This is a genomic window from Anaplasma phagocytophilum (genome assembly GCF_023476575.1).
Classification (GTDB): Bacteria; Pseudomonadota; Alphaproteobacteria; order Rickettsiales; family Anaplasmataceae; genus Anaplasma; species Anaplasma phagocytophilum_A.
Map to the genome: position 1 here is coordinate 1 of NZ_JAHLEX010000021.1, position 14,516 is coordinate 14,516.

10 protein-coding genes are annotated in these 14,516 nt (G+C 41.3%); 9 read left to right on the forward strand and 1 reads right to left on the reverse strand.

Annotated elements, in window-relative coordinates:
• The first annotated feature begins 554 nt into the window (after positions 1–554).
• From KPX09_RS01870 to KPX09_RS01885, 4 genes are all read left to right on the forward strand, one after another.
• Positions 555–2,066 carry a proton-conducting transporter membrane subunit gene (locus KPX09_RS01870; RefSeq protein WP_249548702.1) on the forward strand — a complete coding sequence of 504 codons (1,512 nt, stop codon included), beginning with the start codon at positions 555–557 and terminating at the stop codon, positions 2,064–2,066.
• On the forward strand, positions 2,059–3,408 hold the full coding sequence (gene ffh, locus KPX09_RS01875) for a signal recognition particle protein (RefSeq protein WP_249548703.1): 1,350 nt from the start codon (positions 2,059–2,061) through the stop codon (positions 3,406–3,408). The genes KPX09_RS01870 and ffh overlap by 8 nt, the downstream gene beginning before the upstream one ends.
• 121 nt (positions 3,409–3,529) lie before the next feature.
• Positions 3,530–4,399 (forward strand): GTPase Era, encoded by an 870-nt coding sequence (gene era, locus KPX09_RS01880; protein WP_249548710.1) that lies wholly within the window; start codon positions 3,530–3,532, stop codon positions 4,397–4,399.
• A 72-nt stretch (positions 4,400–4,471) separates the two neighbouring features.
• Positions 4,472–5,308 (forward strand): 3'-5' exonuclease, encoded by an 837-nt coding sequence (locus KPX09_RS01885; protein WP_249548711.1) that lies wholly within the window; start codon positions 4,472–4,474, stop codon positions 5,306–5,308.
• A gap of 579 nt (positions 5,309–5,887) precedes the next feature.
• On the opposite strand, the gene KPX09_RS01890 is transcribed toward KPX09_RS01885, so the two are convergent.
• On the reverse strand, positions 5,888–6,157 hold the full coding sequence (locus KPX09_RS01890) for a hypothetical protein (protein ID WP_249548704.1): 270 nt from the start codon (positions 6,155–6,157) through the stop codon (positions 5,888–5,890).
• A gap of 789 nt (positions 6,158–6,946) precedes the next feature.
• Between KPX09_RS01890 and KPX09_RS01895 the strand changes: the two genes are divergently transcribed.
• The 5 genes from KPX09_RS01895 to priA all read left to right on the forward strand — a co-directional run bounded on the left by KPX09_RS01895 (position 6,947) and on the right by priA (position 14,199).
• Positions 6,947–7,444 carry a TIGR02281 family clan AA aspartic protease gene (locus tag KPX09_RS01895; protein WP_249548705.1) on the forward strand — a complete coding sequence of 166 codons (498 nt, stop codon included), beginning with the start codon at positions 6,947–6,949 and terminating at the stop codon, positions 7,442–7,444.
• Positions 7,445–7,750: 306 nt separating this feature from the next.
• Positions 7,751–9,460: a M24 family metallopeptidase gene (locus tag KPX09_RS01900; RefSeq protein ID WP_249548706.1), complete on the forward strand. Its 1,710-nt coding sequence runs from the start codon at positions 7,751–7,753 to the stop codon at positions 9,458–9,460.
• Between the two features lie 458 nt (positions 9,461–9,918).
• Positions 9,919–10,611: a uroporphyrinogen-III synthase gene (locus tag KPX09_RS01905; RefSeq protein WP_249548707.1), complete on the forward strand. Its 693-nt coding sequence runs from the start codon at positions 9,919–9,921 to the stop codon at positions 10,609–10,611.
• 105 nt (positions 10,612–10,716) lie between these two features.
• Positions 10,717–11,700, forward strand: a complete 984-nt coding sequence (locus tag KPX09_RS01910; RefSeq protein ID WP_249548708.1) for a gamma-glutamyl-gamma-aminobutyrate hydrolase family protein — start codon at positions 10,717–10,719, stop codon at positions 11,698–11,700.
• Positions 11,701–12,222: 522 nt separating this feature from the next.
• Positions 12,223–14,199 carry a primosomal protein N' gene (gene priA / locus KPX09_RS01915; RefSeq protein ID WP_249548709.1) on the forward strand — a complete coding sequence of 659 codons (1,977 nt, stop codon included), beginning with the start codon at positions 12,223–12,225 and terminating at the stop codon, positions 14,197–14,199.
• Positions 14,200–14,516: the final 317 nt, after the last annotated feature.

A 14,516-nucleotide genomic window follows, 5' to 3' on the forward strand; every position in this document is an offset into this window, starting at 1 on the left:
GATACATCGACTGCTTGCAATAAGGGTTGATATATCTCAGCGCATAGATGCGGATTAGATCAGCAGTTTCTGTGGGCACGCACCATCATATTGTTGGCAAAGAATTATGACTTTGACAATGAGTCTATCGCGTGTATATCGCAATAAAGGCTGCTATCCTTGGTATCTAAATGGGGGATTGCAAATTTGTGACGGCAGGCATTGTGCTATAATTAAGCAAATAGTTACGGTGCTTATAGGGTTTATGTACCCCAACCCAAGCGCATAGATGAGGGTTATAGAAGCTTCTATGTGTGCATACTATATCAAGAAGTAGTTGATAAGAGCTACAGCCGCGCAAAGTATTGGAATTTACAGCAATGTGATGTGTGTGGTTTTTCGGTGCAGAGGACATGCGTTTACTGATTCAAGTAACACGTTATGCATGTGCTATGATTTGTGTCTTTGGTTTCGAAATAATGTTTTAACCTGTGGCTTTGGATATTGACTTGTTAGTGTAGGATTGTACAGGTATATAGAGTACAGGGCTAGATGTTACATTTTCCATGGGTTCTTTGTATAATTTTGCGTTCAGTAATGTTTTTCAGGCATTTGCTAGGGAACACGTGTTTTCGCTAGACAAAGTCAGTGCTGTGCCGCTGATTATGTCGTTCCTTGCGTCTATGTTTTGCATATTTTGTAGGTGTAGGGTAGGTTTTAAGGAGCTCTTATGTGCTCTGCTGTATTGTACGAGCAGTATCGCAGTATTGCTATTTTCAAATCTCACATTGCTAACTATTGGTTTCGAAATGATGGCGCTTGCTGCGGTGTGTATTGTTGCATTTGGAGCATATAAAGGCAGGGATTTTGCATTTTTACATTATGCGTGTCTGCATTTTATTTCTGGTTTTTTGTTGCTTGTAGGTGCAAGCCAGCATGCTCATTTAGGGGTTCTAGAAGGGATGCCTAGATGGTTTTTTATGTTTGGTTTGATAATAAATACAGCGGCTTTTCCTGTATCATCATGGCTTGTACGCGCATATCCAGTGTCGTCAAGTTTTGGGATGATGGTGCTCTCTTTGTTTACAACTAAAGTGGCATTATATGTTTTGTTGAAGTTCTTTTCTGGTGAGTCCATAATTTTATACTTTGGTATTTTCACTTCTATATATGCTGCGGTATTTGCTTTTCTTGAGAAAAATGTTCGCAGGCTGATGGCTTACGGGTTTGTAGGGCAGGCAGGGCTGCTGATGATGGCTATTGGGTGTAAAGGAATACCAGCAGACATTATAGTAGTGCAGTTGTCATTTTCAGTATTATACCAGCTTCTTGTGGCGATGTTTGCTGATTCAGTAGTAAAACGTTCTGGTCATGTTGATATTAACAGAATGGCTGGGTGTTTTAGCTTGGCATCTATGGAGGCTATAGGTTGTGTAGTGGCTCTGTTGAATTTGGTGGGTTTCCCGTGGACTGCCGGTTTTGTAGCGAAAGCGCTAATGCTACATATGAACTTGCAGAGTTTTGATTATATGCTCTTAAAGTATATGCATCCTGTGTTGGGGTGGTTGTTATTTGTGAGTAATGGAATGAAGCTTTTTTGGTTAGCATGCTTAAAGCCCTGTTCTACAGTTCCGGAGCATGTGCCTAGTTCTTTTTCTTCCAAGTTCTCAGTTCTAATGTTGTCGCTTATTATCACTGTATCTGGTGTATTGTATGGTGAAGGCTTTCTTTTTTCAGAGCATAAATTTGTATATACATTTAGTTCTGTAGCAACTAAGCTAGCATGGCTCGGTGGCGTTGTTCTGTTTTTTATTTTGTTTAGAAGGCAGTTTTTGGGACGGTACGAGTCTGCTATAGGGGATAGCTGGGTCTATCAGCATTTCTTTATCATGGCAGAAAAGTTTGCACATGCTGCATCGTGCATGAGAGAGGTGTTAGGAGGCCTTTTTGCGGGGGGGGCTTTTAGCATAGAAACTAGTGGTTCTACTGTGGTATCATCAAGATCGCCATCCGGGATTGTTAGCTCTACATTGCTTTTGGTTATGTTGTGTATTTGTATTGTTGTTTTGGTATGGGCTTATGTTTAACTCTTTAACCAGGGGGTTTTCTTCCGCGCTACAAAGGTTAAGTGGAAAGCGGGAGATATCCAGCAAAGATTTTGATCTTGTCATAGAAGATATAACTCAGGCATTGTTGGATGCGGATGTTAATCTTGGTGTTGTTGACGAATTTATAGAAAATGTCAAAAGCAAGATCATAGGGGGCGATGTAGTTAAAGGGGTGCTCCCGGAACAGATGGTCATAAAGCGCATAGAAGAGTGTCTGATTGAAGTTTTAGGTAATGAGAAGAGCGCTCTTGATCTTAAGGGAAAGGTTCCTGCAGTAATCATGATGGTTGGGCTGCAAGGTGTTGGGAAGACTACTAACACAGTAAAAGTGGCACTTAAGTTAAAAAAGGATTCTAAAAACCCGCTGGTAGCATCTTTGGATGTATATCGTCCTGCGGCTCGGGAACAGCTGAAAGTTTTGGCTGATGGGGTTGGGATAGACAGTCTTCCCATCGTTGAGGAGCAAAAACCACTTGATATTGCGAAGCGTGCCATGAGGGAAGCAAGGCTCAAAGGGCATGATGTTGTACTTTTGGATACGGCTGGGCGATTGCACATTAATCAAGACATGATAGATGAGCTGAAGTGTGTGAAGAAGGAGGTATCACCAGCTGAAATTATATTGGTTGTAGACTCCTTGATGGGGCAAGATGCCGTCATAATGGTGCGTAAGTTCAATGAGGAATTGGGCATTACTGGGACGATCTTTACTAGGGCGGATGGTGATCCTAGGGGTGGTGCCATCTTATCTATGAAGTTGGTTGCAGGGTGTCCTATAAAGTTCATGTCTACAGGAGAAAAGCCGGAAGATTTGGACGATTTCTATCCTGATAGAATAGCTCGTAGAATGTTAAATATGGGAGACGTTGCATCTCTTGTAGAAAAGGCGGTAGAAGCGGTTGGCAAGGATACAATTAATGAGCTGCAGGCAAAAGCCAAGAAGGGTAAGTTCGATTTGGATGATCTTGTTATTCAGCTGAAAGCTTTGAACAAAATGGGTGGTATTGCTAATATAATGAAGTTTATACCCGCTTTTGGTAGTGACATAAAACGCAAAGTTGCTGGGATAGCTGATGACAGCAAAGTGGACATGTACATTGCGATTATTAACTCAATGACGAAGCAAGAGAGGGCGAATCCTGAGATACTAAATGGTGCGAGGAAGGCAAGAATAGCGAAGGGTGCGGGAGTTAAAGTTGATGCTGTAAATGCGCTGCTAAAGCAGTATAATCAAATGAATTCCATGATAAGTAAGTTTAGTCAGATGAAGATGGATAAGATTGCAGATTCTGACATAATGAATCTTTTAAAGGGGAAGTAACCCGTTATTTTTGGCTGTTACACGTGTGATATGCTTGCTACGTCATAGTGCGGGTGTATAGGAGTTTACTTTTGTGTTTTCTAATTTTGGTGAGCGTGTGGAAATCGAGAATACGGGATTGATGAAATGTTCTTTGGTTGCTGTTGTTGGGATGACCAATGCTGGCAAGTCAACCTTAATTAACAAGTTAGTTGGATTTAAGGCTTCTATTGTTACTAACAAGGTGCACACAACCCGAGTGAAAATGAACTCTGTGCTTAATGAAGGTAATGTACAGCTGGTGTTTACTGATACTCCGGGGATTTTTTCTCCTAAGACAAAGCTTGAGAAGTTTATTGTTAAGAACGCATGGATGTCGATGAAGGGTGCGGACATGGTTGTTCTAGTGCTCGATGCTAAGCGGCGGATCTGCGTGCATGTTGAAAAGATTATTAAAAGATTACAACGAGATGATATTGTTTCTGTTGCAGTAATTAACAAGATGGACCTTCTTGATGAAGGTGAGTTAGCAGCTTTTGCAGAGCAAGTGCAGCTATTGCACAAATTTGATAGGGTTTTCACAGTTTCTTCGTTGTACGGAACTGGGGTACGGGATTTAATTGGCTATTTGCAAGAATCAGCATGTGATGGACCATGGTTATATCCGGAAGAATATCGTACTGACGCAACTTTAGAATTCTTTGCGGCGGAGATAACCAGGGAAAAGTTATACCTAGCGCTAAGGCAAGAGCTGCCTTATTCCTTGTCTGTAGTGACGGAGCAGATAGAGGAAAAGGGTGATAGCATGATAATCAAGCAAGTTATTTACGTGATGAAGGAGAGCCAAAAAACCATTGTTGTCGGAGCAGATGCTGCGCTGATTAAGAGTGTGAGCACTTCTTCGAGACATGAGCTAAGTGCTATGCTCAACAAAAAGGTACATCTTTACCTATTTGTAAAAGTGCGCAAGTTTTGGCAAGATAATCTGGAAGAATGTGTTGGATACTCATGATTTACAGGGGAGACGGTTTGTGTATTTATTTTGCGGGTTAATATCCACTGTGTGGGAATATGGGTACATGTGATGTTGGATTCTTTGCTTGTTTTTGACATAGAAACTATTCCAGATACTGATATCTGTAATAATCTCATAGGTGAGGCAGTTGGTGAGGATGACGATATCTTAGCCAAAAGAGAAGCTATGGCGAACTATCACCTTGATATTACGAATGGGCAGAATTCATTTTTGCGACAGCCATTTCATAAGATAGTAGCTATCAGCTTTTTGCGTGCGGATATCAAGAGAGGTGGTGGATACGAGTCCTTCACTCTGCAGGAAATACGTTCTGGTGGTACTGCTCTTTCTTCGGAACAAGAGTTAGTGAAGGGTTTTTTGAGTTACGTTTCTGCCATCAAACCGCGATTTGTTACATTCAATGGTAGAACTTTTGATTTTCCGGTGCTTAAATACAGGGCTATGCTCCACGGGGTGCAAGCTGGGTATTTGTACAAAGCTGGGGACAAGTGGAATAATTACTTTCAGCGGTATAGCGTAGATTGGCACTGTGATTTGTTAGATTACCTTTCGGAGTATGGTGCATCTGCTAAAGTTAAGATGCATGAGGTCTGTGCGGTTATGGGCTTTCCAGGGAAGTTTGGTACTGATGGTTCTGCTGTCACGGAATTATATGACAATGGCCAGCTATCCATGATTCGTGACTACTGCGAAACTGATGTGGTAAATACTTATCTTGTGTATTTAAGGCTGATGCAACATCAGGAGAGGATCACGACAGATTGCTACAATAAGTGCATTGTTTCCTTGCTTGAGTATTTAAGTAAGAGTGAAAAAGAGCATTTATTGGCTTTCAAAGCAGCTTGGGAGAAAATTGCCCAAGGGCGGTTTTTATTAGCCCCATAAACGCAGTGTGTGGGGCTTACGTAGAATTATACGTGGGTTGAATAGCTGAAGTTTTGCGCCATGATTAGGGTGTGTTCTTGTAACAGAAACATTAGAGAGAATTTTCTGTACTGGTGTTCTTGCTGAACTTTTGGGTAGCGTAAGCGGAGGGCCTTGCGAAAGAGCCATTTCTGCTGTGCTGGCCCACTCTAGTATGCTCCTAAGGGAAATATGAATACAATGAGGTAAGTGCCATGCCAGCGCTATCTTATATGGCTAGATGTTCGTGCAATTATTGTGAATTGTAAGTGATTTTGATGAGAAAATGCTTTCTCAGCTACTTTCGGCAATACCCTTTTCTGGTTTGCTAGAATGTTAGTGGAGTGAGCGTGGAGCCTGGTTATACCTTCCTTGGCATTAACACTTTATAATTAGCACGGAATCTGTTTAGAAAAGTTGAACTTCGGTATAGTCCAAACGACAATCTCATGAAAAAGCTACCGGCACCAGCAGGGCTCCAAAAAGAACGTGCAAAAATACAAAATTACACGACACGCCCAGCGCCACACCAAACACGCCCTCGGTAGTAAACCACTCATGTTAGATGATAGACGCGACATCGTATTCCTTGTGAGCTATTACTTCAGGCATCAAGTAGCCAAAAGCTGCATATAGCAGAAAAGCGCTTACCCCCAAGACTATGGGGAATCCTATGGGACGTCTTGCGGCTTCTAGTAAAAGAATAATGCCTATTACTGTCGCAACTATATCTACCCCACTGGGAATAGCAACTCTTGCAGCCAAAGCATCATAAAAGATCAACACATAAGAAACAGCATAGCTTCTATTTCCCTTCCTGAAATAGCTCATATCCAGTCTAGAGTGCTACGACACTTTGCCTCCTTACTAAAAGAAGGCACTACTAAATACACTAGGAACAATGCGAATGACAAATGTACTGCCTGAGCCTTCAAACCTGTGAGCACTATTCAACCGATGCTGTATGTGCTGCCAAGCAGAATGGTAGCGGTGATGCTGTAAATAACTGAACCATATAACTCTGCGTACCCTACTACTATTCCGCAGATTACGTGATAGTTTTATGGTTTTTCGTTTATTATATGGGGATTATCAGGGCTGAGTCCACTAAAGCAAAGGAGCATTTTGCAGTTTTAATGTACTTTAAGGACAGTAAAAAGTTTCACGATTTGCCACACTACATGATTGCATAAAGTACTTCTGATAAGTGCACATTCATATTGTGTCATATACCTGGGATTCAGCAATGGTTGCCTGGGTTTTTTGTTGTCGTGTGCCTATGATAATCTGAAATTAATACAGTATTGATAAGCTACACGCGCTCAGTCATCAATTATAGTTGCATATAGACTCGTGCAGCTCGGTTTATCGGTGTTTTTTGAAGACGTAGTGTGTTTTAGCACTGGTAAGTGCAGGTTTGGATGCTTTGTGCATGACATGTGCTGAATTTTGCGTCAAGCTGTATCTATAGACGTATCATAATGAGTCACTTTTGTAGTATGTGCTTAATAATATAGCAGTGCTACTACGGCGTTTTATTCTAGAATAGATTCTCATTTAGGTTTGCACTGTTCAGTTATTGGGTGGTATTGTGAAAAGCACCTTAGGAGGTATTTTTGGATGAAGTCTGCTAAGTATGTAGTTTTTTGGCTAGGATTAACCATAGGGGTTGCCTTTGTGTTTGATCTGAAGAATAAAATGCATCAGCACAGGGGTGCAACGGCTGTTAGTGTAGCATCTCAGGCTTATGGTGTGGGGGCTTCTGTGCGTAAGTCTAGTGACGGACATTTTTATGTATTTGCATCTATTAACGGAGAAAATATAAAATTTCTTGTTGATACCGGAGCAACTGATGTTGTGCTTTCACACAAAGATGCGCATAGGATAGGTGCACACATGCGCCCCTCAAAGACGTCAAAAACTTATCATACTGCAAATGGTGCCATACAAGCCCAATACTTTTTAATACCTGAGATGAAAGTTGGCGCCTTGATAGCCAGAAATGTTGGTGCAAGTATTAGCACTTCTCAGCTAGAGACATCTTTGTTGGGAATGAGTTTTTTGAAGAATTTCCGCTTTGTTATGAAAAAAGATGAGCTTGTTTTATACCAAGATTAAAACATCTTGGGTGTTTTCTAATACCGTGCACATAACACGCTTCTATTTCCCGTTTTTCGAGAAGAATTATCTGTTTGTTACATGATTAATAAGAAAGGTCTAGGTATTTTGCAAGAACCCGATAATGTCCTTATATTACGTTGATCTCGGTAAGTTAGGGTTCTAACTGAGTATTGGGCCGTGCAGGATTGGTACTCTAGGGTGTGAGTTGTAAATCGCCATAATAGTTGTCTTCTACAATTTTCCAAGCTTGGATTTCCGAGTTCTGCTGTAAAAACCCTGCATTCTGTTATGAGGAACTGGTGTATGAATTTGAAGCTTAGAGATTTGAGGCTTGCGATGCGTGAGCAAGGTGTGGAAGCACTGTTGCTGAATCACGCAGATGAATATCAGTCAGGGTATGTGAATGAGAATAGGCAGAGAGTTGCATGTTTGTGTGGATTTACGGGATCAAATGCGTTTCTTATAATACGTAGTGAGGGGAAATGTATCTTTTTTACCGATAGCAGATATTCCATTCAAGCTTCCTTAGAGGTTGATCAAAGTTGCTACGATATTTACGATATGAGCGACGTTACTCCTTCGATATGGTTGAAAGAGAATTTGCCATTAGGAACTATAATAGGCTATTATGGCGAATTATTTACTCTTCGCCAAATACAAAGATTTAAGCACTTTTGTCTGAAAATGCTCTCGTGTCAAATGCTGGATAAACTCTGGGATAGACCTATGGAGATTCGGCAGCGTGTTGTATCGCATCCAGTGCGATTTGCAGGGCTTGAAAGTCATGAGAAGCGTGCGATTTTAGCATCTAAGATGCAGAATTGTGAATCAATGCTCATAACGGATGTAGATTCTGTATCATGGTTGCTGAATATACGTAACTTAGACTTTGCCTATAATCCGGCAGTTTTATCTCGTGCTATCTTGTATAAGGATGGAAGGGTAGATCTCTTTATCGAAGGTTCAGAGCAAGTAGTTATAGATGGAAAAGGTATTAATGTACTTGAGATAAATGAGCTACCTAATGTCCTAAAGGGCTTAAGCAACATAGCGGTAGATGCCTCAACTCTTCCCATGTACATATTCGATATGATTAAGGATCGGGTGTCTGTAATTGAAGATCAGGACGCCTGCACCATATTCAGGGCAAAAAAGAATGCTGTCGAAATTTATGGTATGAAGGAAGCCCATGTTAGGGATGGGGTTGCAGTAGTCAATTTTTTGTATTGGCTTGATTGTAGTATCGCGAATAATATGAGGGTTACCGAGCTTGATGCTGTATCGAAAATCAGGGAGTTTCGGCAGCAGCAGGATATGTTTATGGGAGAGAGCTTTGAAACTATTTCCGGATTCGGAGGTAATGGAGCCATTGTCCATTACAGGGTGGATGAGAAGAGCAATAAGGTACTTGAAAAAGATGGTATATATCTTATAGACTCCGGTGGCCAATATTCTGATGGTACAACAGACATCACGCGTACAGTTGTAATAGGTGCTCCTTCAGTAGAACAGGTCGCGCGTTTTACTATGGTTCTCAAAGGTTTTATAGCTGTTGCAAATGCAGCATTTCCCATAGGTACTACTGGTGCTGCATTGGACGTTTTAGCACGCCAATATCTGTGGCAAAAACAACTGAACTATGGGCATTCTACTGGTCATGGGGTTGGGAGCTTTCTTTCGGTACATGAGGGACCTCAAGCTATTTCTCCTATTAATAGTGTGCCGTTAGAGCCTGGTATGGTTTTGTCTAATGAGCCAGGATATTATGAGCAAGATGCTTATGGTATCAGAATAGAAAATCTTATGTACGTTGTGGATTGTGGTAGGGGATTTTATAGATTCAGACAGCTTACGTGTGTTCCTATATGTTTGGATATGATAGATCATAGTATGCTTAGTCGTGAGGAGATAGAATATCTCAATGAGTATCATAGCTTTGTGTTTGAGGTGATTTCACCACGCGTGAGTGAAGAAGTGAAACAGTGGCTCCAAGTAGCGTGCAGAAGAATATAGGGTTTGAGAGGCAGTTTTAGGGTAATGATGCATATGGGGTGGGCGCTCAGCATTTTGCATACTGATACGCGGGATCTGAGTATGTTGTGTAGGCAGCTTATTGTGGTGTAGCGTTGCTTTTAGAAGTGAGTGACTACGTCTAAAACGAACTCTGTTTATTGTTGGTAGTAATCTACACAGTACGAAAAAGTTTGGTGTGTAACTCATTGGTTTAGACTTAGCGAGAGACATTGCTGGAGTTGCGCTTTTACGTAATGTGCTGCGCTTATCTGTAGAAAACAACAATGAGCGCTGTGTCAAGTTACGGTACATAGCGCACAGTTCTTCCCGGGGCTGTTTTTCTTACTATCATGGCAGGGAATAAGAGATTCATAGGATACTTAGTTGTTATGTAGTGCTTGATTAAATAGAGTGCTTTATTCTATGAGAAATTGTTACAGAGTAATTTCCGGTATTTTATGCTGCTGCTGACGCGTGCTATGTGTGACTCTGTGAAGTCGAGAGATGCTCTAATTGCGATGGGGTTTGACGTTTTCATCGAGCCTATGTTTGAAGTACGTTACCTTGCCACAGAAATAACGGGACTAGAGGGCTACGAAGTTGTTTTAGCTACTAGTAGACATGGCATTACTGGAATGGCACAAGCTACTGATAATAGAAGCATTCCCATTGTCACTGTGGGTGATAGCTCTATGAAGCATGCACTTAGTTTAGGATTCCAAAATGTTGAAACGGTGAGCGGTACAGCGGAGGATCTCCTGCATTATCTGAGAACGAAATCATATAGTTCTAAAGTGCTGTATATCCGGGGTACAAATATTTCACATGACTTAAGTAAGGTGAGCAGAAACTTTGGGATTACCGTCGAGGAATTGATACTGTACAAGACCATAAGGAGCACTGAACTGAGCCCTGAGTGTTGTGATTTGCTTAGTAAGAGGAAAATTTCAGGAGCGCTGTTTTATTCTATGGAAACTGCGAAAATTTTTATGAACTTAGTGGAAGAGAAGTACACAGAGTGTCTCAATACTGTGGTTGTATATACTATTAGTAAAAGGGTACGTGATGCTCTGAATACATGCAACTGGAAAGGCGTGTTAGTTTCAGAGTATCCCACGGAAAAATCATTATTTAGATTACTATTAAAATAAAAAATTACACTATACCTACGTTTAAATTATGATTATCAATTATTTAAGATATATCTTTGTTAAAAGATTGAAAAAACATTATGATTTGGAAAAATTAGGGGATTGATGCTACAAGCCCCGTGTAGGATGGCTATTCAGATGGGGCATGTTGCGGGTATGACGAATTTTATAAACAATCCTGCTTCTAGGAACGCAGTAGGTTTTTATGTTCTATTCACGGTATTGCTTATTTTGTCTCTATCTGCACAGGCTGCTGCGGGAAAGGCCATTGTAGGGCTATTATCTACTCAGTACTCTACCTATGCCGGAGAGGATAGGACTGCCAAGGACATTGAGGGCTTATTACTAAAGCTTGGTGCTGAGAGAGTAGTTCTCATAGATTATAATGTGATAATGAAAGAACTTGGTGCTGGTTCTGACGCCCTTAGTATCGTGAGGAGAGTGGATAAGTTTCTCTTAGATAATGAGATAGACAGGGTGTTTATTCCTGGTAACTACTACAACATCAGTAGTCCTCCTTTTCCTCCAGTTCCGTATAGACAGTTAGTTACTGATGCTATAGTTAGTATTATGCAAGATAGACATGATATTAAGCTATTAGCTATTTGTGGTGGATTACAGGGGGTATTGCACTCTCAGAAAGTGAAGATAAAGCGCCTAGATAGCATGCTCCGCTCTAGTGAAATGGTGGCATCACATAATGTGTCTGAAAAACATCCAAGGGAATATGGTAAGTCATTGCTTGGAGTCAATGTGGTGCCTGGGAGTAAGTTAGCGAAGATTATTGAGTCTGCTAGGGGTGCAGAAGCAGGTGGTTCCTTGAGGTTTTATGTTCCTGATATGCACAACGAGGGTATAGACATTGGTGAGCATAATGTAAAGAGATTGCTAGATCTTGGATACAAGGTGACTGCATATGCTGATGATGGTATTATAGAGGCTGTAGAGGATAGTAGAGGTAACATGTTGTTACAGATGCATCCAGAATTTCTCTTGATAGGCATGGAGAAAAAAGTAGGGCAGCATGCTGAAGTGGATGTATCCATAAAGATAGCATTGGGAATTATGGATGATTTTCTCTCGAATTGAGGTGGAAGCAATATAGCTGAAGTATTTGCGTTGATTTTGCCATAGGTATCTAACGGTGCATCAGCTTTTTTAGTATCCGGATGCCACGTTGTGTTAGGATTTGTGGCTTTTTCTTAGTTATCTGCAGTAGCGGTAGCTCTATCGTGTGACAGGTATGGAATAATACCGACGAAGTCCATGGGGGGTCCGGTATAGTATATCACCTGGGATTATTCATGATTTTTTCTAGAATTGAGGTAGAAGAGACAGCATAGCATCACGTGTGTTATGGCATTGGTGTAGTGAAGCTGCTCCCCCCGATTAAGGAGCTTTTCTGCGGGAGGGTATGTGGTTGAGTCCGCAGGTATTTCCAATTACCGTCATAGTAAAGGAAAATTTAACCTCGTTGCATAACACGGGGTACTTGGTAGGTTACAGTGTGCGCCTATGTGTTATATAGTAAGCGCTGGTGTTTTGCGGTAGGTTTTCTGAGGGAGTTGGGGGTATGGCCAGCAAAGTTTGTAGAGAGGTAGGTATAGCATTATGATTGCTGAGGTGCTACTTCCTATACCATTGGATAGGTCATTTTACTATTTGGTCCAAGACGAAATTCAGATTTCAGTAGGTGATTATGTGCGTGTACCCTTTTGCAATAGAGTTGCATTAGGGTTGGTTACGGATCTTAAAAATAGCATCGAATCTGATTTAGAGTTGAAGTACATCAAAGATAAGCTTATTTTGCCCTCTATGGCTCCGTCGTTTATCAAATTTATTCAGTGGGTCAGCAATTACAACATCGTACCCATAGGTATGGTATTGAAGATGGTATTTTCAGGTATGCCTAGGGGTAAATTTATGCCACTAGGTGGTGATTTAGCGCAGAGTACGAGCGTTAATGATGTGGATATAGAAGTGGGGAAATTGCCACAGCTATCTGAAGACCAAAGTGATGCGTGTAACTATATAGTAGAGCGTTCTACAGGGTTTTCGGTCACTGTATTGGATGGGAAGACAGGTGCTGGGAAAACAGAAGTTTATTGTACTGCTGCGGAGAAGCTCTTACAGGAATGTACCGATGCTCAGGTATTGGTACTCCTTCCTGAAATCGTTTTAGCAACGCAGCTTATGAAGCGGATTTACGGCTACTTTTCCACTTGTAATCCAGTGGAATGGCATTCTGAATTAACGGTAAAAATGCGTAGGGAGAATTGGCTTGCCGTGACGCGTGGTACTACTTCTATAGTTGTGGGGGCGAGATCTGCGCTATTTTTGCCCTTTAAAAATCTGAAGATGATTATTGTAGATGAGGAGCACGAGAGCTCATACAAACAGGATAGCGGGATGATATACAATGCGCGAGACATGTCTATTGTATTGGGAAAGCACGTTGACATTCCAGTAGTGTTGTGTACAGCGACTCCATCACTGGAAACCATGAATAACATACAGCAGAAGAAGTACAATCATGTAGTATTGAAGAGAAGGTTTGGGGAAGCGGTGATGCCAGACACAATAGTGGCGGATATGCGTAAAGACGAACTGAAAAAGGCATGGCTGTCGACATGCTTATACGAAAAGATATGCGAAACACTTGCGAAGCAGCAGCAAGTAATGTTGTTCTTGAACCGAAGGGGATATGCAAGGCTTGTACTGTGTAAAAAGTGTGGACACAAAGTAAACTGTCCAAACTGCTGTACATGGCTTACGGAGCACAGAGTTTTAGGAGGAATGCTATGCCACTACTGTGCATATAGTTGCGAGATACCAAGAGAGTGTCCGTCGTGCCAAGAGTATAACACCATGAGCCCCTACGGTGTGGGTATAGAAAGGATACTGGAAGGTATACAAGAGCTCATCCCTAAAGCACGCTCTGTGGTCCTAAGCAGTGATGTAAGTGCCCAACAGGCAAATAGTATCGTTGAGCAAGTGCTGCAAGGAGAAGTGGATATTATTATTGGTACGCAGATTATAGCAAAGGGGCATAACTTTCCGAAATTGACATTGGTAGGTGTTATAGATGCGGACTTAGGGTTGGGGAATAGTGATCTTAGGGCAACAGAAAAGACGTATCAGTTGTTGCATCAGGTTTCTGGTCGTTCTGGTAGATATAAAGAAAAGGGGCAGGTTGTACTACAGACGTATGATCCGGATAGTGCGGTTATAAAATCGTTGCTGTCAAGTAATCGAGATGATTTTTATAGTGTAGAGCTAAAAACAAGAAAAGTAGCCGAAATGCCTCCGTACATGAGGTTAGTATCAATAATAATTTCAGGTAGAGAAGAAATAGGTGTTATTGCTGTGGCTAATGAGATTGTCGCGAGCATGGCTGGTAAAATAACAGTTTGGGGACCGGCTCCAGCGCCTATCAGCTTGTTAAACAACATGCATAGGTATAGGGTGCTTTTGAAAGTTACCAGTGTTTCAGCGATTAAGAGCTTACTGTCAGAGTGCAGAGAGAAATACAAAAAGTTGCGTAATGTACGTGTAGTTATCGATGTGGACCCCATGAATTTTATTTAGATAGGTTTGCGATGGGGTATTGTTTGAGAAGATTCATATAGTTTAATAGTAGGATATGACATGCGGTGTAGTGCACGCTTTTAGAATTAGTGGGTTTATATCAATGGAAAAAGAGATATTGCTGCTTGAAGGTGTGAAAGCTTTGGAGGTGAAATAATTCTGGCTTTAAATAATGCATTTGTGATAAGGCCTATATAGCTACTTCACGCAAATGTACCAATCAGCGCATTACAAAAATCATATACGGCGTGTTGTAACGGAATGCTACGCCTACGGAAAAAAACCAGGTTCTGTTGTGGTACATGTTACAAGATATC